Raw genomic sequence first — 25761 nt, 5'->3', positions numbered from 1 at the left:
AAAATCCTCCCTATTTGACCAGCAGTCTGGCGCGCTGGTGGACGTGGGGCAAGATTGACTTTGCGTCGCGTTGCATCCCCTGCCTTGCCTGTGCGATATCCCGCCGGGAAAACAGCGATTCAAGGCCTGACAACATGATCCTCTATCCTGCCATCGACCTCAAAGACGGACAGGCCGTGCGCCTGCTGCGCGGAGAAATGGACAAAGCGACCGTGTTCAATGAAGACCCCGCCGCCCAGGCCCGTGCCTTTGTCGACGCGGGGTGCGAATGGCTACATCTGGTTGACCTGAACGGTGCCTTTGCCGGTGAGCCGGTCAACGCCGCCCCAGTCGAGGCAATTCTGAAGGAATGCAACGTTCCCGCCCAGCTTGGCGGCGGTATCCGCGACATGGCCACCATTGAAACCTGGATCGACAAAGGTCTGGCCCGAGTGATTCTGGGCACAATCGCGGTCGAGAACCCGGATCTGGTGCGCAAGGCGGCCAAAGCCTTTCCCGGCAAAGTTGCCGTTGGCATTGATGCCCGCAACGGCATGGTCGCGACCAAAGGCTGGGCTGAAGAGACGAATGTGCAGGTCACTGATCTGGCGCGCAGCTTCGAGGATGCCGGCGTTGCTGCAATCATCTATACTGATATCAACCGCGATGGCGCGATGCAGGGCCCTAACATTGAGGCCACCGCGGACTTGGCCCGTGCCGTATCGATCCCGGTGATCGCGTCAGGCGGCGTCAGCTCATTGGATGATCTGATTGCTCTGCGTGATTGCGGTGTGGAACTGAACGGCGCGATTTCCGGCCGGGCGCTGTATGACGGCGCGATTGACCTGGCAGAGGCCATTCGCGCCCTGACCTGATTTACTGCGCGGCAGCCGCAGTCAGCTTTGCCAGCGCCCCGCGCATTTTCTCGATGATGGGAGAGTTTTCGACCGCGTCGAACTCATCCATCGTCTCTTTTGGATCTTCATAGATCAGCCAAACCTGACCGTCGGCATCTTCATACGCTTGCACCTTGAGCGGCAGGAACAGTCCGGCACGGGGGTCGATCTGCATTGCAGGCGTACCCAGCGCAGGATTGCCGAAAATCAGCACCTGATTGGGCGGGATCGGCGTTCCGACCTTTTCAGCTCCGGCGGCGTGGTCGATCCGCGCAAAAACCGTTGCACCCGCGTTGCCAATCGCCGTCTCAAGCGCGTCCAGCGCCTGGGTCACCGATTTGTCGGTCTTCATCTTGATGATATCGTCAGCCATTGCGGCAGCTGCTCCTGCGAAAATGAAAGTGGTTGCTAAAAAGAGTCTACGCATCTCATTGATCTCCTGATGAATTGGGGACAGTTTTCACAGGTTCCAGAGTTGTGACAATCACAAGTCTGGCATCGGCGGGGCTTTGCCGTTAGAGGTGCGCCAACAAAGGACGAGAGATGCTGAAAACCCGTATCATACCCTGTCTGGATGTCGCCGATGGCCGCGTTGTCAAAGGTGTTAACTTTGTTGGCCTGCGCGATGCGGGTGACCCGGTGGAATCCGCCAAGGCCTATGACGCGGCAGGCGCTGACGAGATTTGCTTTCTGGACATCCATGCCACCCATGAAAACCGCGGGACCATGTTCGATGTGGTGCAGCGCACAGCGGAACAGTGCTTTGTACCCCTGACCGTTGGCGGCGGCGTGCGGACCAAGGAAGACGTGCGCGCTCTTTTGCTGGCGGGTGCAGACAAGGTCAGCTTCAACTCGGCGGCAGTGGCAAACCCGGATGTGATCGCCCAAGCCGCCGATCAATTCGGCAGCCAGTGCATCGTCTGTGCCATCGACGCCAAAACCGTCAGCCCCGGCAAGTGGGAAATTTTCACTCATGGCGGACGCAAGCCCACTGGCATCGACGCGGTCGAGTTCGCCAAAACCGTCGTCGCCAAGGGCGCGGGTGAAATTCTGCTGACCTCGATGGATCGCGATGGTACCAAAGCCGGGTTCAACTTGCCTCTGACACGCGCCATTTCGGATGCTGTCAATGTACCAGTGATCGCCTCGGGCGGGGTTGGAACTCTGGATCATCTGGTCGAAGGCGTCACCGAAGGCGGTGCCAGCGCTGTCCTTGCCGCATCGATCTTTCACTTCGGCGAATTCACCATCCGCGAGGCCAAGGAACACATGGCCGCCGCTGGCATCCCGATGAGGCTTACATGAGCATTCTGCACGAGCTGGCCCAAACGATTGAGGCCCGCAAAGGGACGGATCCTGAAGGCAGCTGGACCGCCAAGCTGTTGGCCAAAGGCCCCGAGAAATGCGCCGAAAAATTCGGCGAAGAGGCGGTTGAGGCCATCATTGAGGCGGTTAAGGGCGATCAGGCCAAGCTGACCTCAGAGGCGGCGGATGTACTGTATCACCTGCTGATCATGCTGGCCGCGCGCGATGTGGCGCTGGATGATGTGTTGGCCGAACTGGCCCGGCGTCAGGGCACCAGCGGCATCGCGGAAAAGGCCGCGCGACCCAAGGGGTGACGCAGGTGTTGTCGATCCATTATTCTGATCCTGACAGGTTCGCAGGTCAAAGGGCGCGCAGATGATCAGAGCTTTGGTATTTGGGCTGGCGCTAGCCGTTCTGGGGTCCTGCGCAATTGCCCCGCCGTCCACCAGTGATGAAGTTCAGCGCCTGGCGTCTGAAATCCGCAACCTCGGGCCTGACATCGACCCTGAAGAGGCCAACCGCGCCGCGAGCATTGCCTATGCCTACACCGATCAACTGGCTCAGGAATATCAGATCACCGACCCGCCACTGATCCACAATGCCAAAGTCAACAAGGGCCTGAAGCCGCGCGGACTGTGTTGGCACTGGGCCGAGGATATCGAACGGCGGCTGGATCAGGAAAACTTCCAGACGCTGGAAATGCACCGCGCCATCGCTAATGCCGACAACCCGTTCCGGATCGACCACAGCACGGCAATCATCAGTCGCAAAGGCGAGACAATGTATGACGGTGTTGTGCTGGACCCCTGGCGCTATGGCGGCGTGCTGTACTGGACGCCCTTACAACAAGACACGCGCTATGACTGGGTTCCGCGCGAAGTGGTTCTGGAAAAGCGGCGTTTGGAACAATTCGGCGAACTGCAACCATATCTCGGTGAATAACCGCTCAGAGTTTCGACGAAATCATTCCGGTGGCAAAACCACCCATGCGCAACTCACCAAACAGGCGTTGATATTCGATCTTGGGACAGCGGTTCATTACCACATCCACCCCACGCGCCTGCGCTGTGGCCGCGGCCGTGGCATGCTCAATCCCGATCTGCATCCAGATTGTGCGCAGATTGGGGAACGCCTCTAACGCCTCATCGACAATGGGCGGGACGGCTTCGGACCGGCGGAAGATATCGACCATGTCTACCGGTTCGGAAATCTCGGACAGTGACACACGGATTGTCTGGCCAAACAACATCTTGCCCGCATGGCCGGGGTTCACAGGGATCACTTTGTATCCCTTAAGCGACAAATACCGCGCCACATAATAGCTGGGTCGCACCGGATTCATCGACACGCCCGCCACAGCAATGGTTTTTGTACGCTTTAGAATCTGGGTCAGGAATTCATCGGAATATTCAGTCATTTGGGCACCCTAGTCGCCCTTTCCAAAAGAAAAAAGCGCCCAGGAATACCTGAGCGCCAGTTGTTGGAACGAGGGACAGTGAAATGACCCGCGGCAGTTCCGTTCCGCGGTCACTGTGACATTTAAGCATGAGTTCGGAGAAAAAAAGAGGTAGCGCGCAATTTTGTGATGACAGATCAGAAAAAAGCGGTCGCCGGCCGATTATTTGTACAGAACGCTCGGCCAATGCGCTTCGGCCTCGCGGATATAGGCGGCGGTATCGGTCTGCCAGATGCGCTCGATTTCGGGCGAGTGGGTAAGATACAGCCGACCGTCAATCACCTGCCAAATAGTCGGATCGGTGCTGACAAGCTCTCCTTGCGCCATTGCGAAGGCGCAGTACCCGCCGAACTGAGGTGCATAGGCACGCGGATTCATCTCAAACGCATCCCGATTCTCAGCGGTGGCAAAGTGCCATTCAGCGCCTTTCCACATAACCGCGTATTCAGGCTGACCCCGAACAGGTGTTTCGCCATTGAAATAGGACACCGCATCATATCCGGCCATGGCTGCACCGTCCGTCCGATAGAAGACGGGCAGATCCTGCGCAAACGCAGGAAGAGCAATCACACTGGCGGCAATCGCGCCAAAAAGGAAACGTCTGTTCATGGTCATCGGATCACAAATAGAAACTCAGGGTATCAAGATGCAATTTATTATCGCAACTGAAACCCCTTTTAACGCGCTTGTGAACATTCGAACCGGCAACGCCAGCCTTTAGTCGAAAATGTCCTCGATCACATCCCAGGCTTCATCCAGCACCCGTGAGAAAACGCCTTTTTTCTTCTTCTTTTTGCCTTTGTAGGGACGATCCTGCTTGGCTGTTTGACGGTTCGCCTTGGCATCGTCCAGTTTGCGCTTTGGCATCATCTTGAGGTTATGCAGCGGGGCACCGCAGCTTGAACAACTGAGCTCTTGGCGCTGCGTGCCTTTTAGAACAAGCGCTGCCCGGGTCCCACAGTAACAGCAGGTCGCAATTTTGGATGGCGTGGAAATGACGTTCTCCTGTCGTTATCTTTGCCTAGAAGCATATAGGGCAATCGCCGCCGCATTTGAGACATTGAGAGAACCAAACCCGCCCACAGCGTCAATTTTGACCAACTTGTCGACGGTTTCTTTGGTTTTTTGCCTCAGGCCCGGCCCCTCTGCGCCCAACACCAATGCCACTGGCTGGTCCGGGTTACCTCTCAAGGCGGCCTCGATCGTGTCGTCCGCCTCGCCGTCCAGTCCTAGAACCAGAAACCCCATTCCCTGCAACTCGACAATGGCATCAGCCAGGTTACGCACCCGCAAATAGGGTTGACGTTCCAGTGCGCCGCTGGCGGCCTTGGCTAGCGCGCCAGTTTCCGGCGCCGCGTGATGGCGCATACCGACTACAGCGCTGGCTCCAAGAACCTCAGCTGACCGTAGAATCGCTCCGACATTATGGGGGTCTGTTACGCGGTCTAACAAAATGACGCGCGGGTGTTCGCGCCCGATGCAGTTTTCCGCCAGCCCCCCCCATTCCAAAGGCTTAACCTCAAGGGCCGCGCCCTGATGAACCGACCCTGGGTCGATCGGAGCGGTAAATTTGCGTGGATCAACCATCTCGGGCTCAATGCCAGCAAATTCAATGGCTTCCACCAGCTTGTCCCGCGCATTCCGCGTCACAATCAGGTGCAATTTTGTGCGGTTTGGGTTCATCAGCGCATCCCGCACCGCATGCAGACCAAACAGCCAAACAGTTTCGGATGCGGCAGCTTTGCGCGCCTGTTCTTTTTCGACGACCCACTTGGGTTTCTTCATTTCTTTGGCCTCCGGGCCGCGAATTCGGTTTCCTGCGTCAAAGCAGTATTTTCCTGTTGACGCTCCTTTAGAGCGCTAGTAATCACGCCTCCACGTCAGGTGCAACGCCTGACAGTGGGCGACAGGCCGCAAGGTGTGGCAGGGGACTGTAACTCCCTCGCGGAGACGCACGCCTGGTTCGATTCCAGGGTCGCCCACCATTTTCTTCCAGACATCCAGCCAGCTTTGCCAGCGCGAGTGATGGATGGCTGATCACACCGCACCATGCAGAAATTGGCAGGACCGATGGCCCCGCCTTATGACCGTTCTGTCAGGCGGCAGCTTCACGTTGCGCAGTGACCCGGTCAAACCAGGCCAAGATCGCCTCAAGGTCGGGCTCAATCTGCTCGGCACCGCCGCCCGTGAATTCTTTGAATTTGGCCGTGTTCAAACCGTTCACCCCGACAAGAACCGGAATGTCCTGCGCCAGTGCTTCAGCGATGACCGGGCGAAAACCGCGCCCATCCGCCTCGTGCTTGCCGAACTTGTTAACGATCAGCAAATGGGGATTCTCTGCCAGCGATGTCGTCACATATCCAACTGCCCGCTCAAGTGCCGCAGGGTCCAGACGGCAGCCGCGCGACTGTGTACCCAAAGACTGCGAAATCCGGATGGTCTCTCCCTCTGGCAGGACACGGACGTCCATGTCGCACTTGCTGCTGTCGGCGCATTCGGTGTTGGTTTGCACCACACCCGCCAACTGCGCATCTGCGGCCAAAAGGCGATCCGCAGCCGCGCTCAGCAGACGGTCGGTTGCACCGCGGTCGGTGGTCGTTACATAGGCGAGGTACATGCAAATCCCCTTGTCGCAACAATTCGAAACATCAAATAGCACGCACGACCCGCCCCGACCACCACTCAGCTTATGGCAGCGGAGACAATCCGATCACCGGTTCGTGTAGGTGAAGCAGGATTGCAAATGCCACCAGCGCTACAAACCCGATCCAAACAGGCGGCCAAGGGCGTGGCGCACGCAAAGAAAACCTTGCAGTGTTGCGCGACAGCCGACCCCATTCAGCACCCATCTGACGGGACTTGCGTCGATCAATCAGCGGCAGCCCCATCGCAGCAAATACCGCAAACAAACCGAACAAAATCACGTGGGACAGGCTGCCATTGGCCAGCAGATGAGCGACAGCCCACACCAACAGCGCCACCAAAACAGGGTGGCGCGTGGTGCGCAGAATGCCGGGCTTTTCCGGATCGAACGGGCGCTGGCCCAAGCCACCAAATGAAAACGGGTTCTGGATCGTCAAGCCCGCAACCGCGAGCCAGCACACTACGGGCATCATCAGAACGGGAATCCAGCGGAATATCCAAATGGGTGGGATCACCTCGACATACGGGGCTTGCGCTGCGGCGATGATCAACCAACCCAGAACCAGCAGAGACAAGATGGAATAAGCCACGAAATACCCGCGCCGTCCGAACGTAGTGATCAGGCGATCGCGCACAGCGGGGCGCGCTGGTATCGCATGGGTCGCCAGAAACGCTATCAGTGCAGCAAAGAATAGGGGCCAGCCTGCCATGGTAGTCTCCGATCATTTGCGCCAAGTTTAATCACCTGCGCCGGAACGTCCTTGCCCGAAATCAAATGAGGCAGAGAGGCGGTTGTTCCGCCTTTCTGCCGATGTTTACAGGCCCAGCGCCTTGCGACGTTCCTCGGCAAAGCCCTGCACGATGCGGTCAGCTATCAGCGCAAGGATAGCCATCGCCGCCCCTGCTGAAATCCCCAATCCCACATCCGCCTGCCCCAGCGCCAGATAGATCGACTGGCCCAGACCGGTGGTTCCGATCAGCGCAGCGATCACCAGCATGGCAAAGGCGTAAAGGATGGTCTGGTTCAGACCCAGTAAGATAGTCGGCGCAGCATAAGGCGCGCGCACGTCACGTATGATCTGCCACTCGGTCGCGCCACTAGAGATGGCGGCCTCCATCATCTCATCCGGTGTATTGACCAGCCCGTGCCGTGTGTAGCGGATCATCGGAACAACGGCATAGGCGCAGATTGCCAGAAAGGCCGAAAACTCGCCGATCTGAAACACCATCAGCACAGGAATCAGGAACACGAACAGTGGGATCGTCTGCAACATGTCACAGACGGGGCGGACCACCTTCCAAACAGGCAACCAGACTGCACTGGCCAGACCAATCACACCGCCGACTACGGCACAAGAAAACACCGCAGCACCGCTCAGATACAGCGATAACAGCGCGCGTTCCCACAGGCCCGAGACAAGAATGGTACAGAGCAATCCGACCGAAAGCGCCGCCAATCGCCAGCCCCCTGCCACCCAACCCAACGCGGCGGCGGCAGTCAGAACGAAAGGCCAGGGCAGATTGGCAATGCCGGTTTCCAGCATCCCGATCAGGATCAGCATCACCAGCCCGCCGGTCAAGTGTCCGCGCCATGCCATTAGCACAGCAATCGCTGCGGCGGCGGCGAACAGGCCATAGCTCATCACGGGCGTCCACTGAAAACCCCATGTGAACGGCAGCACGGCCTGGTCCAAACCAATCCGAAGCGGCAGCAGCACATAGAACAAAGAGTTGTTCTTGAGCGCGTCAAGCCACGGCCCATTAGCCTGGGTAAACGCCGTCAGCCCGCCGTCAATCACCCCGGCCAGCGGGTCGAGAATGGTCAGTTCGGACGGGTTCGGCAGCCTGGTCCAAAAGACAGCGGTGAACAGCACGGCAACGCCAATTACTGCCCAGGCGACACGCTGGTCATAGCGTTTACGTTCGGTCGCCAGCGTCCCGCTCATCCGGTCGATGACGACGGCAAAGACCACGATCACCAGACCGGCCATCAAGGCTTCGCCGAACTGTGCCTTGCGCATGGTCAGAAGAACCTCCCAACCGATATCGTTGAAGCCGCCAATGACGGCTGCGATGATAACCATCGACAGCGCAGCCATTAGGCACTGGTTCACACCGACCATGATCTGCGTGGCTGCAGCCGGGATCTCGACCTGAAACAGCTGTTGAAACCGCGTGCCGCCGGACATGATGGCAGCCTCTTTGATTTCCGGTTCGACCCGCTCCAGCCCCAACATCACGTTGCGCGCCATCGGAGGGGCCGCATATATGGCCGAGGCGATCAGCCCAACCACAGGACCGAAACCAAACAGCAGCAGCAGCGGCGTCAGATAAGCGAATGTCGGCACGGTCTGCATCACGTCCAGCACGGCCTGCACAAATGACTTCACCCGCGGAACTTCGTTGGCAAGGATGCCGATAGCTCCGCCCATGATCAGCGCAACCGGCACGGAAACGGCCACTAACGCCAGGGTGTTCATACTTTCGGCCCAATAGCCCGATGCCAACACAAAGCTAAGGCCCACAAAGCCCAGCGCCGCCATCGGCAAGCCGCCCAAATACCAACCCAGCGCAGTCACCAGACCGATCAGGATGGGCCATGGCGTATTGCCAAGCACAAAGTTGGCCCAGTTCATGGGATAGGCCATGAGATCGGAAAACAGCCGCGCCGCCGGTTTGATCCCGTTCAGGAACCAGTCCAGAAACGTGCCTACCCATTGCGTTGCAGGCAGTTCCCAGCCTGCGGGCCATTTGACCAGCCAGGGCGCGACGCCTTCCAGCGCCAGACACAGCGCACCGACGATCACTGTGATCAGTGCGGCGCGCGCGCCAATGCTCAGGCGCGCCTGCGGCACAGAAACTTCCGTCGCTACAGTCATGTTTCATCAACCTGCAGGGCGGCGGCCAGATCGGACGGATGAACCGTTCCGACGATGTTACCATCGGCATCCCTGACGGGCACCGGTTCGTATAACTCCATGCAATGCGCCAATGCAGCGTCCAATGTCATCGAGGTTGTTAGGCCAGGGTCATCTGGTCCCCGCTCTCCGTCTTGGCGCATGACCGATGCGACCTTGGCATGCTGACCCTTGGCGACATCCTTTGAAAACTCTCGCACGTAATCATCCACCGGGCGCAGTACGATATCGGTGGGTGTACCGATCTGGACTATCTTGCCGTCGCGCATGATGGCAATCCGGTCGGCCAGTTTCAGCGCCTCTTGAATATCGTGGGTGATGAAGACGATGGATTTCTGCAGCGTCGCCTGAATGCGCAGGAATTCATCCTGCAACTGACGGCGGATCAAGGGATCGAGGGCCGAGAATGGTTCGTCCAAAAACCAGATATCGGGGTTCACGGCCAGAGACCGGGCAATCCCGACGCGCTGCCGCTGACCACCCGAAAGCTGACGCGGGAAGCTGTCTTCGCGCCCTTCCAGCCCGACCAACGAGATCACCTCCTGCGCACGGGCCTGCCGCTCTTTGCGGCTAACACCCTGAACACGCAGCGGATAGGCGACGTTTTCGGCAACGGTCATATGCGGGAACAGGCCGAAATGCTGAAATACCATGCCCAGCTTTTTGCGGCGCAGCTCGGTCATGGCTTTCTTTGACGCGCCGATGACGTTCTCGCCATCCACACGGATTTCGCCACCTGTGCCCGGCAAAAGCTGAGAGATACAGCGGATCAAAGTGGACTTGCCCGATCCGGACAGGCCCATGATCACAAACAGCTCGCCCTCCTTGACCTCGAAATTGGCATCCTGAACGGCGGGGATGAACCCGTTTTCCCGCAGATCGGCAGCGGCTTTGTCAGCGTCATTCCCTGACCGAGACAGCGCGTCGGTCAGGGCTTTGTCAGCGCCGGGGCCAAACACCTGCCAGAGATTCTGGCAGGCGATGGCTGGCGAATTTACATCAGTCACTGATGTCAGCTCACTGCGTTGCCGCGTCAACAACAGGGCGCCATTTGCCTTCGTTTTCAGCCATCCAAGCGCCGACGACCTCTTCGACGGAACCACCTTCAACGTCGATCGCACCCATCATCGGCTGCTGATCTTCGACCGCCAGCTGATAGTTGGTCAGGATTTCATAGGCTGCGGGCCATTTGTCTTCCATGCCGCTCCAACCCGCCTTGAAGATGCGCGACGGCGAGAAATCGCAATCGTTCACAGCGTTCGGGTTCGGGCCCCAAGCGGGATCGGTGAAACAGGCGTCTTCCCCGGCTGGCAGTTCGACGAATTGCACATCATAGGCCGACATGGCCCAATGCGGCTGCCAGAAGGTGATCAGCAGCGGCGAGTTGCGCTCGGTCGAGGCCCGAAGCTCGGCTATCAAAGCCCCCTCGGAACCTGCGGGAACCGCTTTGAACGGCAGATCCAGGCCCACCATACGGTCAGCGCCGGGCGTACCCCAATCAGCCGGGTAATCGACCAGACGGCCCCCAGGCAGTGTTTCGGCCGTCGCAAATACCTGCGCGCAGTCCTTCAGCGCTTCCCATGCGGGCAGGCCGGGACACAGGTCAGCCACATGCGCGGGATAGGCGATGCCTTCTTTGGCGTCGAGGCCCAGATCGCCGATTTCAACGACGGTGCCTTCGTCGATCTTCTTGGCATATTCATCCGATACGTTGGACGACCAGATTTCCAGGGTCGCGTCGATGTCACCATCGGCCAGCGCCTGGAACTGATTCATCATGCCTGCGGTCACATATTCCACATTGTATCCGGCAGCTTTCAGCATCTCACCCGCGACATGGGTGGTCACGTGCTGGCCAGTCCATTCGTTGATCGCCAGTTTGATCGGCTGATCCACGGCCCCCATCTCGGCGGCATAGGCAGAGCCTGCAACGGTCAGCGCCATCAGGCTTACACTCAGTTTTTTCATTGATTTTCTCCCTGCAGTATTCGTTTTGTCCGGTCCGGCGCGCTGTTACGCGCCAGTCGGCTTGTCATGTGACAAATCCATGTCGCAACATGCACAAAAACTGGCGAAGAAGGGAAGCAGACAGTTCGGCGCGGCACGGAATAACTCGCCCCTTTGCCCCAGTGTTTCCCCTCTTTCAGCATCATGCTAGGCGCCCGCGCCCACTGCATTTCCCCAGCATTGCGGTGCGGATATTGATTGACGAGTCAATCACAAACCAGAATCACCCACTTTGTCGAGCATTTCTTTTGGGCTTGGGATGTTTTTTTACCTTGGCAGGCATGTGTCCCGGGCCACCTTGCAACACCGACCGCAAAACGCGACGCTAGGTTTGGAGGATTCTGCAGATGCGCCATTTCGACGAGATTTTCGCCATAGCCGCCAGCCGTCACGGCGGGACAGATGCCCTGAGCAACAAGCTTTCCAAACCCAAAAGCCCTGCGGAACTGGCTGAAATGCCCGAAGATCGCTGGCTGTCGATTATCACGAAATGCATCTTTCAGGCCGGGTTTAACTGGAAGGTCATCGAAAACAAATGGGACGGGTTCGAAACTGCTTTTGACGGGTTCGACATTGGACGCTGCGCCTTTATGGACGACGAAAAATTCGATGCTCTGCTGCAGGACACTCGGATCGTGCGCAATGGCACTAAGATCGCCACGGTCCGCGACAATGCCGCCTTTTTGCTGGAACTGCGCCAAGAAGGTGGCGTCGGAAAGATTCTGGGTGGGTGGCCTTCGGATGACTATGTCGGTTTGCTGAACATGCTGAGCAAGCGAGGGTCGCGTCTGGGTGGCGCATCGGCGCAATATGCGATGCGATTTGCGGGGCGTGACAGTTTCATCCTGTCGCAGGATGTGACCGCACGGCTGGTGGCCGAGGGCGTGGTCGATAAGCCGCCGACATCGAAAAAGGCGATGGCCTCGGTTCAAGCGGCATTCAACACATGGATGGAACAGTCCGGGCGATCTCTGACAGAAATCAGCCGCGTCCTAGCAATGAGTCTGTAAAAAAAACATTTGCACACGTGTGCTGCCAGAATAGATTTTTTGTCATGTTACGCCTCATTTTGATGACGTCCCTTTTGGTATTCACCGCTTGCGGTCGCCCCCTGACTGATCAGGAGGCTGCTTTTACCCGCACACTTCAGGGTGATACGCTGAAACTCAACAAAGTGCGGTTGGTCGAAGGCGCACCAGTTGCGCCAATAACTTTCTATCGTAAAGATCGGTCACGCCTTGCCTGCCGCGAGCGCATTTTTCCCGCCCCGAAAGAAGGTGTCGTCACCGCAAAACCCGCGGCAGTGGCCCTGTTCAACAAAGTCTATTTCACCCGGGACTGGTATCTGGACGATTATATGTCCGAATTCCCGGATCGGATGAACCTGATCGCGGCGATGTTGCTGGGTCATGAACTGACCCATGTGTGGCAATGGCAAAACCGCAAGAAGACCGGCTATCATCCGCTGCGCGCCGCAGCCGAGCATGGCGGGAATAACGACCCCTATCAATTCGACCTGGAGAGCTCGCCAGATTTCCTTTCCTACGGGTTCGAACAGCAGGGCGCCATTGTCGAGGAATACATTTGTTGCCGGGCGCTGGATCCTTCGGCACCCCGCACCAGACGTCTGCACGAGATGCTGGGCGCACATTTCGATCTGGCTCCGCTACGTGGTGACAAGCGTGAAAGCGCAGTGGTCATCCCCTGGGCCGATGCCGAGATCGAAGGAATCTGTCGGTGACGTTCAGTTGGCCTGCAGCGTCTGCAGATAAGCCACCAGATCCACGATCGGCTGGCTGGTCAGGATCGGCTGCCCATCTGGTGTTTTCATCGCCGTATCCTGCCCTTCGAAATACGGTCCATAGACTGGCATCGGGCTGCCATGGCTGACCAGCGGGTCTCGTCCATCTATGCGCGCCACAACACGAGCGGTCGGGAATACCCCTTCGCTGCTTGCAAGCCGCGTCAGGTCAGTTGGCTGAATAACAAGGACGCCTGCCATTGGACCATAGCCCGTCGCGTCGATCCCGTGGCAGGTTGCACAATAATGCTGGTACAGCTCGGCGCCGGTATCTGCATCCTGCGCGCTGACCTGAGACGCCGTCACAAACGCCGCTATCGATAGCGCCCCCATTGCCTGTCTGATCATCACATCCTCCTGTCAGATTTGACATTTTCAGGCTTGCCCGTGCCTGGGCTTGGCGCAATGATCCAGATCAACGAGGCAATAGGAAAACCGCATGACACAATATGCTGCTATTATGCTTGTGGCTGGAATTGGAGTTCCGATCCTTGCCGCGTTGAATGCCGCATTGGGCAAATTGATCGGGTCGCCAACAACAGCGGCTGTGGTCCTGTTTGCGATAGCCTTTGCATCAAGTGCAGCGTTGATGGTGGTTTTTCCCGGCTTTGGAGCCCTTTCAAAAATAGCCGATGCCCCCAAGCACCTGCTTCTGGCCGGTGTGCTTGTCGCCTTTTACGTTCTGTCAATCACCCATGTTGCGCCACATTTTGGGGTCGGCAACGCGGTGTTCTTTGTCCTTCTTGGGCAACTCGTCAGCACTGCAGCCATCGACCACTTCGGCTTGTTTGGCGCGCAGGTCACCCCGCTGACATGGATTCGCGCAAGCGGTATCGCAGTGATGGCTGCAGGCGTTGCCATCACTCAACTGGCCTAAGCGCGCCTCCGTCCAGCCTCAGTGTTCGGTCCATCCGGGCGGCAAGCTGCATGTTATGCGTGGCGATCAGAGCCGAGAGCCCCTCGTCCCGCACCAAAGCCATCAATGCGTCAAAAACCTGATCCGAGGTTTCAGGGTCCAAATTGCCGGTCGGCTCATCCGCAAGAAGAACCCGAGGTTTGTTGGCCAATGCGCGGCAGAAGGCCACGCGTTGCTGCTCACCGCCAGACAGGGCGGCCGGCCGGTGATCGGCGCGCGCGGCGACGCCGACATGATCCAGAAGGGACATCGCCCGTTCCAGGGCTGCCCTTTCGGACACGCCATTGGCCAGCTGCGGGAGGGTAATATTCTCCAACGCGGTGAATTCTGGCAACAGATGGTGAAACTGGTAGACAAAGCCGACATCCTGCCGCCGCAACGCAGTTCGCGTGCGATCACCTTTCCCGGTCACGTTCTGGCCTGCAATCTCAACCGATCCTGTGTCGGGTGTGTCCAACAATCCGGCAATATGCAACAGCGTCGACTTACCGGCACCAGAGGGCGCCACAAGAGCCACGGCCTCGCCCGCACGCAGGCCCAAATCGACACCGCGCAACACCTGAACTTCGCCCGGCGTGCCTTTGAGGTAAGTCTTGGTCAGACCGGCCAATCGCATCATTACATCACTCATAGCGCAGCGCCTCAACAGGGTTCAGCCGCGCCGCGCGACGGGCGGGGAAATAGGTGACCAGGAATGACAAGCCCAGAGATAGGCCAACGGCCTTGAGCACATCCGAAAGATGCAGCTCGGCAGGCAGCGCATAGATGCCGCGGATGGACGGATCCCAAACCCCGCCCCCCATCACAAAGTTCACAAAACTGAAGATTGGGTCGATATAGATTGCAAAGAGACAGCCCAGCACCACGCCCAACGCAGTGCCGATGATCCCGGTAAACGCGCCGCAGATAAAGAACACGCGCAGGATCGAGCCTTCGCTCAGCCCGATGGTGCGTAGGATGCCGATGTCTCGGCCCTTGTTTTTCACCAGCATGATCAGACCCGAGACGATGTTCATCGCCGCGATCAGAACCAGGATCGACAAGATGATGAACATGACGTTGTCTTCCACTTCAAGCGCGCGGAGGAACCCGCCCGAGGCATCCTGCCATGTCCAGATCTGACTGCGCTCGCCTGCGGCTTCAAGGATCGGGATCAGGATCGGCGTCAGTTCTTCGGGGCGGTCAACCATAACTTCGATCTCATCAGCCACACCCTCGCGGTTGAAAAAACCCTGCGCCTGTTCGAAGGGCATATAGACCCGCGTCCGGTCGATGTCATAACGCCCAGCAGAAAACACATAGACCACCTGATAGGCATTCACCCGGGGAGAGGTGCCAAACGCGGTCTTCACCCCATTGGGCGAGGTCAGCTTGATGGTATCGCCCACCGTCGCCCCGATGCTGCGCGCGACGCCTGAACCTATGGCAATGACGTCCTGGCCGTTCTGAAACATCGACAGATCACCAACCGCCTGTTCGCTTTCGGCGACACCGGGCAGTTCCAGCAAATCTTCGGGCTGGATGCCAAATACCTCAACCCCGCTGCTGCGGTCGCGATTGGTGATCAGAACCTGACCTTTCACCAAAGGTGCTGCACGCTGAACGCCCGGAACCTGAGCGATCCGGTCGGCCATGTCCGTATAATCCGCAATAGTGCGATCGACCTGCCCCTGCGCAGTGAACTCACCCGATGAATACACGGTCAAATGGGCGTTAGCCCCCAGAATGGTTCCAACAAATTCGGACCGGAAACCGGACCTGACGGCCAATGTGGCGATCAGCGCAAACACTGCCAGGGTAATCCCGATCAGCGAAATCCATGTCATCACGCTGACGCCGCCTTCAGCACGGCGCGCGCGCAGGTATCGCCAAGCGATTTTCCACTCAAAAAGCGCAAATGGCGGTGGTGTCTTGGCCATGTCTGCTCCGCTTGTTTTGTTTTGTGGCGACCCTCTCGGCAATTCGACCGGGGGTCAAGCCGGTTATCCGCCCACTTCGACTTGCCCCGTCAAAGCAGCGGTTCTGTTCAAGGCTGCCTCGGCGATGGAACGATCGCAGATACCGCGGCTTTCCAGCTCGTGAAACACCCGGTTTCGAATGTCGGCGGGCAGCTTGTAAAGCGCTCTGTTATGCAAGCCTAGGGTCAGAGTTTCCGGATCGTCCAGCCGGGAAAGCTCATCAGTCAGTTTCTGCGCCGAAAAGGATGGCCACAGCCCTATGCTAGTGTTTCCCGAGGGTTCGAACCAAGGCGCAAAACCGGCTTCGGATTTCAGACAAAATGCATTCAACAACATAAACTCAGACGGGCGCCTGCGAGAGGCAAATAGCGACTGAACCGATCCGTGGCGCGCATTTATCTCTTGCAGCAGATTCAGGATCAGCGACCGGCGCACAGGATAGGGCGTTGCGAAATTTGTTGTCTGCAGGCCGTCCGTTTCCGGGATCGACGCGCCCAGCGCATCAAAGCTCTGTTCCAGCCAGCGTCTATGATAATCGCTGTTCACACCGATAAACGGAATCCGCGCCGCACCACTGTCCGAGAAAAACTCGGCCTCCTGAAAGGGGCGCAGAAACAGGTTCTTGGTGTCCAGTATTACAATGTTTTCTGTCGAGGCAGCCCGAGCAGATCCCAATTTCAAAACTTGCTGTGTCCGGTATCCGTTGTTGCCACGCCATCCACCCTTGCGCGCGCCCGGAATGCGGTATCGGTTTTCGACCAATATCCTGTCCGAGATCGACCGGCGCGCGCATTGCCCGGGAGCCAGCAATACGTCATCGCCGCTCAGGACTTCAACTTTGGGTCGCAATGGACCGTAAGAAGCCAAAATCGGTTCCACCATCACGCGCAGTGCCGGTTCGTCCACATCGTTCATGATCACCCGGATCGAGCCGACCTGATCAGGGTCAACAAATCGAGCGAAAGACAATGCCTGCAATTCAAGCAAGGGGAAATCTTTGGAATAGACGACGGTTGTGAAGCTCAGCAAACCGTGGATCCTTTTGTGATTTTCGGTCCGTGTATCAGCAAATTCCAGGTGATCCAATTCCGCAAGAAATTCAACCATCGGCGAATCAGGTCGGAGTTTTTCAAAATACGGATGATTTCCACATGCCGCATTATACCCTTGGTTGTGAAGCCCTTCACAGACAGCACCGCATTGTTTCAGCTATGAAGTCAATGTGAGCATTCAGGGTGGAACTGCACTCAAAATGCAACATTTTAGGCGCAATATTATTTCGCTTTTTGATTATTTAAAGAAACTTTGTCACCCTACTTTGTGGGGGAATTCATTTCCAGAGCGGGGGTCGCTCATGAATATTCGTACTGAAACAGAACAACCGGGCGCAATTTCGGCCCGGAAACTATCTACAGAAATTGATTGCGAGACCGCAGCACTGCTGCGCGCGGCGATACGCCCGATATTTTCCGGTGCCGCAAGCTGGGGCAATCTGACGGATATCCTGAAAGATAAAGGGTACCATTTGGCGTTTCGACAGGGGCGGTTATGTATCACCGATCGCATGACTGGCGACCGTGTTTGCGGAATACGCTTTCTGGGGTTCGAATTTAAGGACCTGGTCAATCGCTTGGGCCGTCCGATCGTTGTTCCACGCGGATCCGAGGCTGATGGCGATCTGCTATCCGTCCGACCGACTGCGGCAGGCCACTAATAGCGCCGCCAAAACTGTACGGATCGGCGGGCCGTTTTCCATAGGCTATGGCGTGCCGCCAGTTTGATCCCTTCCGGGGTATCTGGGCGCCGCAGTAATTCGATCATCAGATTGGCAGGCATGTGTCCGCGGCGGTAGAACCGGAAGAAATCCTGTTGGGTCAGGGTCCGCGCTGCATTGAAACCTGAATAGAATTGAACCCAGACACGGGCATAATCCTCGGCGGTTTTGACAATGTCGCTGGTTACGCCCCTGCCCCAGAACATGGAAACAGGCTCATCCGTGCGCTCTCCCTGATATCCGGTAGCGACAAGCCTCAGCATCAGGTCATAATCCGCAGCCACCCGAAACTGCGTGTCATGCCCGCCAAGCGCCTGAAACACATCCCGCCGCAGCAACACCGAATTATGGCAGAACGGCATCCGCTGCAGGATCGCTTTGAGCGACATGCGCTTTTCCCGACTTTCCGAACCGTCCTCGTATTTGCGCAGGGTCGAGCCATACAGGAAATCCGGTCGAGATTCGGCAAGCTGGTCGGCAAGGGTGTTCAAAATGCCATCCGATGCCAACGAGTCATCCGAGTTCAGGAACAGCAGATATTCACCCTGTGCAGCCTCGGCGCCTTTGTTCATGGCATCATACAGGCCAGTATCAGGCGCGCTGATCACGCGCGTTCGTGGTGCACCTGCCGTCAGCTCTTCCAGAAACGCCACCGTGCCGTCATTCGATGCGCCATCCTGAATGATATGTTCGGCCCGGTCGCAACTCTGCCGGGCCATACAGGCTATGACTTCGCGGAAACTGTCCTGCCGCCCTTGGGACAGTAGGTTATATGTCGCCGTGATGACCGAGATCAGCGGCGCGTCGGTTTCAGGCGATACGCTCATAGATCTCGGCGATCTTGGTGACGGCGGCTTCGGGGCTCAACTCTTCGCTTTCGCCTGTGCGGCGGCAAGTCAGTTCCACCACACCGTTCTTCAGGCCGCGCGGACCGACCGTGATCCGCCAAGGCAGGCCGATCAAATCCATCGTGGCGAATTTACCGCCTGCCCGTTCGTTACGGTCATCATAAAGTGGCTCCAACCCCAGCACGGTCAGCGCGGCATAGAGTTTTTCACAGGCTGCGTCCGCTTCGTCATCGCCTTGTTTCAGGTTCACGATACCGCAATGGAACGGGGTCACACCCTCTGGCCAGATGATGCCCTTGTCGTCATGGCTGGCTTCAATGATCGCGCCAACCAAGCGGCTGACACCGATGCCGTGGCTACCCATATGGACCGGAACTGGTTTGCCATCGGGGCCTTGAACGGTTGCCCCAAGAGGTTCGGAATATTTTGTGCCGAAATAGAAGATCTGGCCAACTTCGATCCCGCGCGCCACACGGCGCCGATCTTCCGGCACCTGATTGAACAGCGCCTCGTCATGCGTCTCGTCGGTGCGGGCGTATTTTGAAGTGAACTCTTCCAGAATGGACTGACATTGACCACGGTCGTCATAGTCAATCTGACGGTCGCCAAAAGTCAGGTCGGTGACGGCGCTGTCATAGAATACCTCAGACTCGCCGGTTTCAGCCAAAACCAGGAATTCATGCGTATCGTCGCCACCGATTGGGCCGGAATCGGCGCGCATCGGGATCGCCTGCAAGCCCATGCGCTCATAGGTGCGCAGATATGTAACCAGGTGGCGGTTATAGGCGTGCAACGCATCCTCTTTGGTCAGGTCGAAATTATATCCGTCCTTCATATAGAACTCGCGGCCCCGCATCACGCCGAAACGCGGACGGATTTCATCGCGGAATTTCCACTGGATCTGATAGAGCGTCAGCGGCAGGTCCTTGTAGCTACTGACATGACCCCGAAAAATGTCGGTCACCAGTTCCTCTGCAGTCGGGGTAAAAAGCATGTCCCGGTCATGCCGGTCTTTCATTCGCAACATTTCCTGGCCGTAGTCGTCATAACGTCCGGATTCGCGCCACAGATCTGCCGATTGCATGACAGGCATCTGAATGGCGATGTGACCCGCTCGCGCCTGTTCTTCGTGCACGATGTTTTCCAGCTTGCGCAGAACTTTGAACCCCAGCGGGAGCCAGGAATAGATCCCAGCAGCGGCCTGCTTGATCATGCCCGCGCGCAGCATCAGCCGGTGGCTGACGATCTGAGCCTCGGAGGGGTTTTCCTTGAGAACGGGCAGAAAGTAACGGCTGAGGCGCATGGCTTGACCTTTAGAGGTAAAATTCGACTTCAAAGGTGATTATGCCAAAGCCCCGCCGGGGGCAATCACGCATTGGGATTTTACGACCACGGGCCTGTCGGTTTTTTGATTGACCCGCCAGTCAGCTGCGTCAAATGTGGCGGCAATGTAAAGTCACCGAGGCGCCCATGCAGACCATTCAAGAACCCGCCCGTCAGATCCCGGTTGTGCACAGCACAGATGTTCTTGTCGTAGGCTCTGGCCCTGCAGGTCTGGCCGCAGCGCTGGCGGCCGCACGAGCCGGGGCCGAAGTGTCGCTGGTCGACCGCTTCGGCTGCATGGGCGGCAATATCACTGCTGTCGGCGTTGAAGGCTTTGCTTGGTATCGCCACGAGCAAACGGTCGAGGCTGGCGGCATCGGCATGGAGTTCGAAACCCGCGCCAAGGAAATGGGTGCGGCGGTGCCAGAAAGTCAGTCGCTGAGTTATGAGTTGGACAGCGAAGGGTTCAAATTGGTCGCCGACAAACTGATCGAAGAGGCCGGTGTGCATCCGATGCTGCACCGGCAATTCGTGGCTCCGATCATGGACGGCGAGCGGATCACCGGCATCATCACCGAATCCAAAGCCGGGCGCGAGGCGATACTGGCGAAGGTTGTCATTGACGCTACCGGGGACGCAGATGTCGCCCATCGCGCCGGTGCGCCCACGCACAAGACCGCACGCGAAGACATGATGGCGGCCTCGGTCATGTTCCATCTGGCGGGCGTCGACAAGCGCGCCTTTATCGAAGGCGTAAAGGCCGACCCCCAGACCTATAAGGACTGGGGCGGTGGTGGCGAATGGAACATTGAGACCAGCGGTAAAGAGGACGACATGTACTCGCCCTTTGTGCACAAACCGTTCCAGCAGGCGATTGATCAGGGGCTGATCCCGGCACATCTGAACACCATCGCGGGCACTTGGGGCGCGATGCATGACACCGGTGAGCTGACCTATATGAACCTTATTCATCTGGCCGGGATCGATGGCACCGATCCCGACAGCATGACCCGCGGTGAGATCGAAGGGCGGCGTCAGTCAATGCTCGCCATCGAGGCGCTGCGCCGGTTCATGCCCGGGTGTGAGAACGCCCGGCTGCGGAATTTCGGGATGACCATCGGCATCCGCGACACCCGCAAAATCGACGCGGTGTACAGCATGACCGAGGATGACGCCCGCCATCAGGGCCGGTTCGAAGACACCATCGGCATCTATCCCGAATTCATCGACGGCTATGGCATTTTGATCCTGCCCACGACTGGTCGGTACATGCATATCCCCTATCGGTCGATGCTGCCCAAAGGGATCAGAGGCTTGCTGGTCGCGGGCCGGTCACATGGGGCGGACCGGGTTGCCCATGCGGCGACGCGCAACATGGCTTGCTGTGCGGTCATGGGTCAGGGCGCGGGGATTGCTGCGGCGCTTTCACTCAAAAGCAACCAAGACCTCGATAAATTGAACCTTGCCCCGGTGCATAAAGAACTGGCACGGCAAGGCGTGAGGATGCGCTGATGGACCACATCCCAACAATCGACATTGCTCCGCTGGGAGACTCCAGCCACCCCGATTTCAACGCAACCGTTCAGGCAGTCATGGATGCCTGCACCCGGATTGGGTTCCTGTCGATTACCGGCACCGGCGTTTCGCGGGACACCGTCAACAACATGCGCACTTGCGTCCGGGAGATTTTCGACATCGACGATGATGCGAAATGGGATCAGGCGATCACACGCGAGAATTATCGCGGTTTTATCCCGATGGGGTTTTTCACCCCGAATGACGGGTCGGGCAAAGCGGATAAATACGAAGGCTACAAGCTGCATTATCAGGTGGACCTGGATGCACCCATCCGCCGAGATTGTGCCCTCTATGGCCCCAATATCTGGCCCTGTCATGTTCCACGGGCACAGGCAGTGATTCTGGATTACTGGTCAAAGCTGGACGGTGTCGCGCATATGCTGCTGGGCGCGCTGGAGATGGGATTGAAGCTACCTGCGAACCAGCTGCGAGACGCGTTTCATGATCCTATGACCAATATGTCTCTGCTGCACTATCCCCCTCAGGCCCCGGACGATACCGGCTATGGCATCCACCCGCATAAGGACACAGATGCGCTGACCATCATCGCCCCTGACCCGGTCGGCGGGCTTGAAGTTCAGACCCGCGATGGCGGCTGGATCACACCCGACTGCCCGCCGGGTGGATTTGTCGTCAATATCGGCGACATGCTAGAGCTTTGGTCGGGTGGCCGGTTGAAATCCACCCCTCACAGAGTGGTCAACCGATCGGGTCAGGAACGCTATTCCTTCCCGTATTTCGCGGTGCCGCGGCATGATGTGGTTGTCGAACCGCTTTTGACGCCTCTGCCCGGATTTGACCGTCCATCCGTTCATTGCGGCCATTGGTCTGCCGAAGTCTGGCGCACCAACTGGCCCGACGAAACAGCCCATGACGCCACCCCTGAACTGGGCACGTTAAGCGACTAGCCCCGCGCGATTCTGGCGGGTCATGAAGCGCTTGCATCGTGGGGCCGCATACGCCAAGAACATTTGCACGCGCCGAAACAAGGGGACAGCCATGGCTTTGCCGGTAAGAGATCAACTCAGGTACTGGGGCATCGCCGCAGTGGTTATTGTACTGCTGTTGTGGGCACTTGGCGATGTATTGCTGCCCTTTGTAATCGGTGGCGCGATTGCCTATTTCCTTGATCCTGTTGCGGATAGGCTTGAAAAGCTGGGCCTGTCCCGTATGGCCGCTACGGGGGTTATCACGGTTGTCGGCGTTTTGGGTTTCGTACTGCTTATCCTGATGGTCGTTCCGGCGCTGATCACCCAGTTGATCGACCTGGTCGAGGTTATGCCCAGCCTTCTCAAGCAGCTAAGAGGGTTTATCGAACAGCAATTCCCGTCGCTTTTGGACCGCGAATCCAACACGCACCAGTTTCTGGTGTCCTTGGGTGAGACGCTTCAGTCCAAAACTGGTGATGTCCTGCAATCTGTCGCTGCGTCGCTTGGATCAGCCATCAACGTGGTGGTTTTGCTGGTGATTGTCCCAGTAGTCACCGTCTACATGCTGTTGGACTGGGACCGCATGATTGCTCGTATCGCAGAGCTTTTGCCCCGCGACCACGCCCCCACCATCAAGCGGCTGGCTGGTGAGATTGACAGCGTTCTGGCCTCATTTGTACGTGGAATGGGCACAGTCTGCCTGATCCTGGGCACCTATTACGCCGTCGCGCTGATGGCCGTCGGACTGCAGTTCGGACTGGTCGTTGGATTTATCGCCGGCTTAGTCACGTTTATCCCTTATCTGGGCGCCCTGATCGGGGGCTCACTGGCCATTGGTTTGGCACTGTTCCAGTTCTGGGGAGACTGGACGCAAATTGGGCTGGTCGCAGCGGTCTTTGCATTGGGTCAGGTGGCCGAGGGCAATTTTCTGACGCCAAAGCTCGTCGGCAGCTCGGTCGGGTTGCACCCGGTCTGGCTGTTGCTGGCATTGTCGGTCTTTGGCGCCCTGTTCGGATTTGTCGGGATGCTGATCGCGGTGCCGGTCGCTGCAGCACTTGGCGTTCTGGCGCGCTTTGCCACGTCGATCTATTTGGATAGCCGTCTGTATACTGGCCTTGTGGGTATGGACCAGGAAGACGATTGAATGGCCCTACAGCTGAGCTTTGATCTACCGGCCAAGACTGCGCTGGGGCGCGAGGATTTTTTCGTCTCGCCCGCAAATGCTCTGGCTGTGGCCATGATCTCGGCCACCTCATGGCCGGGGAATAAACTGGTGCTCAGCGGACCTGCTGGCGCGGGCAAGACACATCTGGCCCATGTGTGGGCGGCAGAGACCGGTGGTCGAATTGTGCAGGCCTCGCAGATCAAGCACGACGAGGTTCCTGACCTCGCCCAAACACCGATCGCAGTGGAAGATGTCCCCATGATTGCTGGCGATATCGACCAGCAGAAAACCCTATTCCATTTGCACAATCTTGTGTTGGCAGAAGGCCACGCCCTGTTGATGACCGGGCGCCTTGCGCCAAATTTCTGGCAGTTGCCCTTGCCTGACCTGCAAAGCAGGATCGAAGGCGCACATCACGTTGCGCTGGACCCGCCCGATGACGCGCTGCTAGGCGCCGTGCTGGCCAAACTGTTCGTAGACCGACAGCTGAACCCCGGACCCGAGGTCATCGCTTACCTCGTCAAACATATGGATCGCCGTTTCGAAACCGCCGCCAGCACTGTGGCGCTGCTGGATCAACTGGCGCTGTCCGAGAAACGAGACATCACGCGGGCTCTGGCCGTACGGGTACTGAGTGCGGAACTGGAAGATGCCGAAACCAGCGATTGACCCGTCCCCGGTGATTTCGCATCTTAAGCCTGGAATATCTGGACGAGATATGGATCAAGCCGTAGATACCAACATTCCCGACTGGGGACCTTTCGGAAAGCCGTTGTTTGACAACCCCGAGGCCCGCGCCCTGTCGCGCGTCGGCGTTGTTGATGTAGGGTCGAACTCGGTCAGGATGGTAATCTTTGATGGTGCGGCGCGATCGCCTGCCTATTTCTACAATGAAAAAGTCATGTGCGAGCTTGGCGCGGGCCTGTCCGAGACCGGCCGCCTGAACCCGCTTGGCAGGATACGTGCCCTGGCTGCGTTGAAGCGTTTTTCCCGGCTGTCAGACGATCTGGGTCTGCCGGGGCTGCACGTCGTGGCCACCGCCGCCGTGCGAGAGGCCAAGGATGGCCCGGATTTCTGCGCCGAAGTTCACGCGCTAACCGGGTTGACGGTCTCGGTCATCGACGGCGGGGAAGAGGCACGCCTGTCCGCTCAGGGCGTTTTACTGGGCTGGCCCGGTGCATATGGTCTGATCTGTGATATCGGCGGGTCCTCGATGGAGCTGGCCGAGATCGGTGGTGGAGACGTTGGTCGTCGCCTGTCATCGGCCCTGGGTCCGCTGAAGCTGCGGGATATCAAGGGCGGTCGTCGCGCGCGCAAGGCGCAAATCAAGGAGACGATGGAAAACCTGCGCGACCAGATGGGCCCTCAGCGCGATCGTCTGTTTCTGGTGGGCGGAAGCTGGCGGGCCTTTGCAAGGCTCGACATGCTGCGCCGGGGATATCCCCTGAACGTGCTGCATGAATATCGGATGACGACAAAGCAGGTGCATCAGACCATCAAATTCATCGAAAAGGGTGACCCGGAAAAACTGCGCAGTCTGGCAGGCGTCTCGGGTTCTCGGATGGCGCTGATCCCTTATGCGATGGATGTGCTTGCGCGACTGGTGCGAACGTTCAAACCCAAGGACATTGCCGTTTCCAGCTATGGTATCCGCGAAGGCCTGCTTTACGAACAGATGCCACAAATCCTGCGCGATCGTGACCCTCTGATCGAAGCCAGCTATTTTTCCGAAGCCAAAGATGCCCGCCTGCCCGGGTTTGGCAAACATCTGTTCGAATTCGTCATGCCTCTGTTCAAATCCGCGCCGGCCGCGCGGGTCAGGCTGATCAAGGCTGCGTGTCTTTTGCACGATGTCAGTTGGCGCGCCCATCCGGATTACCGAGCTGAAACCTGCTTTGATTACGTAACTCGCGCCAACTTGGGCGGTTTAAAGCATTCCGAACGGGTCTATATCGGGCTGGCCCTGCAGCACAGGTATCGCAACAAGCGTGAGGGCAACCGGTTTACCCCTCTCTATGACTTGTTGGGCGAAAAAGATCAGGAACAGGCCGAGATTCTGGGCAAAGCCATGCGCTTTGGTGCAATGCTGTGGATGCAGAACGAAGCCACGATGGGCACGCTTCGGCTGTACCCTAAAAAACGTCAGCTAGAGCTGATTTTGCCCGAAGCCGCAGCCCCTCTCTTTAGCGAAGTGGCCGAAGCACGACTGAACTCATTGGCAAGCACGCTGAAATCCGAACCCCGCTTGATCATCAAAGGCTGACC

General features: G+C 57.9%; 29 protein-coding genes and 1 tRNA gene. 14 read left to right on the top strand and 16 right to left on the bottom strand.

Annotated elements, in window-relative coordinates; translation table 11 throughout:
* Positions 1 to 134: 134 nt before the first annotated feature.
* Entirely contained in the window at positions 135 to 854 is a 720-nt protein-coding gene (gene hisA / locus AC2FIC_RS01125) for a 1-(5-phosphoribosyl)-5-[(5-phosphoribosylamino)methylideneamino]imidazole-4-carboxamide isomerase (protein WP_496690915.1), read from the top strand.
* 1 nt (position 855) lies between these two features.
* On the opposite strand, the gene AC2FIC_RS01120 is transcribed toward hisA, so the two are convergent.
* Positions 856 to 1248 (bottom strand): DUF302 domain-containing protein, encoded by a 393-nt coding sequence (locus AC2FIC_RS01120; protein WP_496690916.1) that lies wholly within the window; start codon positions 1246 to 1248, stop codon positions 856 to 858.
* Between the two features lie 170 nt (positions 1249 to 1418).
* Here AC2FIC_RS01120 and hisF point away from each other — a divergent pair, with 170 nt between their 5' ends.
* From hisF to AC2FIC_RS01105, 3 genes are all read left to right on the top strand, one after another.
* Complete coding sequence (hisF, locus tag AC2FIC_RS01115) at positions 1419 to 2180, top strand: imidazole glycerol phosphate synthase subunit HisF (RefSeq protein ID WP_271949509.1); 762 nt, start codon at positions 1419 to 1421, stop codon at positions 2178 to 2180.
* On the top strand, positions 2177 to 2494 hold the full coding sequence (locus AC2FIC_RS01110; RefSeq protein WP_496690917.1) for a phosphoribosyl-ATP diphosphatase: 318 nt from the start codon (positions 2177 to 2179) through the stop codon (positions 2492 to 2494). The genes hisF and AC2FIC_RS01110 overlap by 4 nt, the downstream gene beginning before the upstream one ends.
* A 61-nt stretch (positions 2495 to 2555) precedes the next feature.
* A complete protein-coding gene (locus AC2FIC_RS01105) occupies positions 2556 to 3122 on the top strand; it encodes a hypothetical protein (RefSeq protein ID WP_496690918.1) in 567 nt (188 codons plus the stop codon).
* Positions 3123 to 3126: 4 nt separating this feature from the next.
* On the opposite strand, the gene AC2FIC_RS01100 is transcribed toward AC2FIC_RS01105, so the two are convergent.
* The 4 genes from AC2FIC_RS01100 to rlmB form a co-directional block, all read right to left on the bottom strand.
* Positions 3127 to 3597 (bottom strand): CoA-binding protein, encoded by a 471-nt coding sequence (locus AC2FIC_RS01100; protein WP_496690919.1) that lies wholly within the window; start codon positions 3595 to 3597, stop codon positions 3127 to 3129.
* 201 nt (positions 3598 to 3798) lie between these two features.
* Entirely contained in the window at positions 3799 to 4245 is a 447-nt protein-coding gene (locus AC2FIC_RS01095) for a YHS domain-containing (seleno)protein (RefSeq protein ID WP_496690920.1), read from the bottom strand.
* Between the two features lie 108 nt (positions 4246 to 4353).
* On the bottom strand, positions 4354 to 4632 hold the full coding sequence (locus AC2FIC_RS01090) for a hypothetical protein (protein WP_142636860.1): 279 nt from the start codon (positions 4630 to 4632) through the stop codon (positions 4354 to 4356).
* Between the two features lie 15 nt (positions 4633 to 4647).
* Positions 4648 to 5421, bottom strand: a complete 774-nt coding sequence (gene rlmB, locus AC2FIC_RS01085) for a 23S rRNA (guanosine(2251)-2'-O)-methyltransferase RlmB (protein WP_496690921.1) — start codon at positions 5419 to 5421, stop codon at positions 4648 to 4650.
* A 116-nt stretch (positions 5422 to 5537) separates the two neighbouring features.
* Between rlmB and AC2FIC_RS01080 the strand changes: the two genes are divergently transcribed.
* Positions 5538 to 5621 (top strand) — tRNA-Tyr (locus AC2FIC_RS01080).
* 110 nt (positions 5622 to 5731) lie between these two features.
* On the opposite strand, the gene AC2FIC_RS01075 is transcribed toward AC2FIC_RS01080, so the two are convergent.
* The 5 genes from AC2FIC_RS01075 to AC2FIC_RS01055 all read right to left on the bottom strand — a co-directional run bounded on the left by AC2FIC_RS01075 (position 5732) and on the right by AC2FIC_RS01055 (position 11165).
* Positions 5732 to 6253, bottom strand: coding sequence for a DUF2478 domain-containing protein (locus AC2FIC_RS01075; RefSeq protein WP_496690922.1), 522 nt, complete (start codon positions 6251 to 6253; stop codon positions 5732 to 5734).
* A 70-nt stretch (positions 6254 to 6323) separates the two neighbouring features.
* On the bottom strand, positions 6324 to 6989 hold the full coding sequence (locus tag AC2FIC_RS01070; protein ID WP_496690923.1) for an NnrU family protein: 666 nt from the start codon (positions 6987 to 6989) through the stop codon (positions 6324 to 6326).
* A 105-nt stretch (positions 6990 to 7094) separates the two neighbouring features.
* Positions 7095 to 9158, bottom strand: a complete 2064-nt coding sequence (locus tag AC2FIC_RS01065) for an ABC transporter permease (RefSeq protein WP_496690924.1) — start codon at positions 9156 to 9158, stop codon at positions 7095 to 7097.
* The gene (locus tag AC2FIC_RS01060; RefSeq protein ID WP_271949493.1) at positions 9155 to 10204 is read right to left on the bottom strand and encodes a quaternary amine ABC transporter ATP-binding protein; all 1050 of its coding nucleotides are present in this window, start codon (positions 10202 to 10204) and stop codon (positions 9155 to 9157) included. Before AC2FIC_RS01060 ends, AC2FIC_RS01065 begins: the two co-directional genes overlap by 4 nt.
* A gap of 10 nt (positions 10205 to 10214) precedes the next feature.
* On the bottom strand, positions 10215 to 11165 hold the full coding sequence (locus tag AC2FIC_RS01055; protein ID WP_271949491.1) for an ABC transporter substrate-binding protein: 951 nt from the start codon (positions 11163 to 11165) through the stop codon (positions 10215 to 10217).
* 386 nt (positions 11166 to 11551) lie between these two features.
* Here AC2FIC_RS01055 and AC2FIC_RS01050 point away from each other — a divergent pair, with 386 nt between their 5' ends.
* Both AC2FIC_RS01050 and AC2FIC_RS01045 read left to right on the top strand, forming a co-directional pair.
* Positions 11552 to 12214, top strand: a complete 663-nt coding sequence (locus AC2FIC_RS01050; protein WP_142636846.1) for a DNA-3-methyladenine glycosylase I — start codon at positions 11552 to 11554, stop codon at positions 12212 to 12214.
* Positions 12215 to 12258: 44 nt separating this feature from the next.
* On the top strand, positions 12259 to 12945 hold the full coding sequence (locus AC2FIC_RS01045) for a hypothetical protein (RefSeq protein WP_496690925.1): 687 nt from the start codon (positions 12259 to 12261) through the stop codon (positions 12943 to 12945).
* A 3-nt stretch (positions 12946 to 12948) separates the two neighbouring features.
* Here the strand turns inward: AC2FIC_RS01045 and AC2FIC_RS01040 are convergent, their stop codons facing one another.
* Positions 12949 to 13353 (bottom strand): c-type cytochrome, encoded by a 405-nt coding sequence (locus AC2FIC_RS01040; RefSeq protein WP_496690926.1) that lies wholly within the window; start codon positions 13351 to 13353, stop codon positions 12949 to 12951.
* 91 nt (positions 13354 to 13444) lie between these two features.
* Here AC2FIC_RS01040 and AC2FIC_RS01035 point away from each other — a divergent pair, with 91 nt between their 5' ends.
* Complete coding sequence (locus AC2FIC_RS01035) at positions 13445 to 13882, top strand: DMT family transporter (protein ID WP_142636840.1); 438 nt, start codon at positions 13445 to 13447, stop codon at positions 13880 to 13882.
* Here the strand turns inward: AC2FIC_RS01035 and AC2FIC_RS01030 are convergent.
* The 3 genes from AC2FIC_RS01030 to AC2FIC_RS01020 form a co-directional block, all read right to left on the bottom strand.
* Positions 13866 to 14552, bottom strand: coding sequence for an ABC transporter ATP-binding protein (locus AC2FIC_RS01030; protein ID WP_496690927.1), 687 nt, complete (start codon positions 14550 to 14552; stop codon positions 13866 to 13868). The genes AC2FIC_RS01035 and AC2FIC_RS01030 overlap by 17 nt on opposite strands.
* Entirely contained in the window at positions 14545 to 15840 is a 1296-nt protein-coding gene (locus AC2FIC_RS01025) for a lipoprotein-releasing ABC transporter permease subunit (RefSeq protein ID WP_496690928.1), read from the bottom strand. The genes AC2FIC_RS01030 and AC2FIC_RS01025 overlap by 8 nt, the downstream gene beginning before the upstream one ends.
* Positions 15841 to 15903: 63 nt before the next feature.
* Entirely contained in the window at positions 15904 to 16986 is a 1083-nt protein-coding gene (locus AC2FIC_RS01020) for a DUF6492 family protein (RefSeq protein WP_496690929.1), read from the bottom strand.
* A 247-nt stretch (positions 16987 to 17233) separates the two neighbouring features.
* Between AC2FIC_RS01020 and AC2FIC_RS01015 the strand changes: the two genes are divergently transcribed.
* Entirely contained in the window at positions 17234 to 17593 is a 360-nt protein-coding gene (locus AC2FIC_RS01015) for a hypothetical protein (protein WP_281972745.1), read from the top strand.
* Here AC2FIC_RS01015 and AC2FIC_RS01010 read toward each other — a convergent pair.
* Both AC2FIC_RS01010 and proS read right to left on the bottom strand, forming a co-directional pair.
* The gene (locus AC2FIC_RS01010) at positions 17590 to 18480 is read right to left on the bottom strand and encodes a glycosyltransferase family 2 protein (protein ID WP_496690930.1); all 891 of its coding nucleotides are present in this window, start codon (positions 18478 to 18480) and stop codon (positions 17590 to 17592) included. The two genes, AC2FIC_RS01015 and AC2FIC_RS01010, sit on opposite strands and share 4 nt — an antisense overlap.
* Positions 18464 to 19804 (bottom strand): proline--tRNA ligase, encoded by a 1341-nt coding sequence (proS, locus tag AC2FIC_RS01005; protein ID WP_271949474.1) that lies wholly within the window; start codon positions 19802 to 19804, stop codon positions 18464 to 18466. Before proS ends, AC2FIC_RS01010 begins: the two co-directional genes overlap by 17 nt.
* A 167-nt stretch (positions 19805 to 19971) precedes the next feature.
* Here proS and AC2FIC_RS01000 point away from each other — a divergent pair, with 167 nt between their 5' ends.
* The 5 genes from AC2FIC_RS01000 (at position 19972) to AC2FIC_RS00980 (ending at position 25759) form a co-directional block, all read left to right on the top strand.
* Positions 19972 to 21336 carry an FAD-dependent oxidoreductase gene (locus AC2FIC_RS01000; RefSeq protein ID WP_496690931.1) on the top strand — a complete coding sequence of 455 codons (1365 nt, stop codon included), beginning with the start codon at positions 19972 to 19974 and terminating at the stop codon, positions 21334 to 21336.
* Positions 21336 to 22310: an isopenicillin N synthase family dioxygenase gene (locus tag AC2FIC_RS00995; RefSeq protein ID WP_496690932.1), complete on the top strand. Its 975-nt coding sequence runs from the start codon at positions 21336 to 21338 to the stop codon at positions 22308 to 22310. Before AC2FIC_RS01000 ends, AC2FIC_RS00995 begins: the two co-directional genes overlap by 1 nt.
* 91 nt (positions 22311 to 22401) lie before the next feature.
* Positions 22402 to 23475, top strand: a complete 1074-nt coding sequence (locus AC2FIC_RS00990) for an AI-2E family transporter (protein ID WP_496690933.1) — start codon at positions 22402 to 22404, stop codon at positions 23473 to 23475.
* Positions 23476 to 24165, top strand: coding sequence for a P-loop NTPase family protein (locus tag AC2FIC_RS00985; RefSeq protein ID WP_281972741.1), 690 nt, complete (start codon positions 23476 to 23478; stop codon positions 24163 to 24165).
* Positions 24166 to 24214: 49 nt separating this feature from the next.
* Positions 24215 to 25759 carry a Ppx/GppA family phosphatase gene (locus tag AC2FIC_RS00980; protein WP_496689682.1) on the top strand — a complete coding sequence of 515 codons (1545 nt, stop codon included), beginning with the start codon at positions 24215 to 24217 and terminating at the stop codon, positions 25757 to 25759.
* Positions 25760 to 25761: the final 2 nt, after the last annotated feature.

The organism is Ruegeria sp. CDSC079 (genome assembly GCF_059610505.1).
This window is presented reverse-complemented; position numbering and strand designations above follow the sequence as displayed.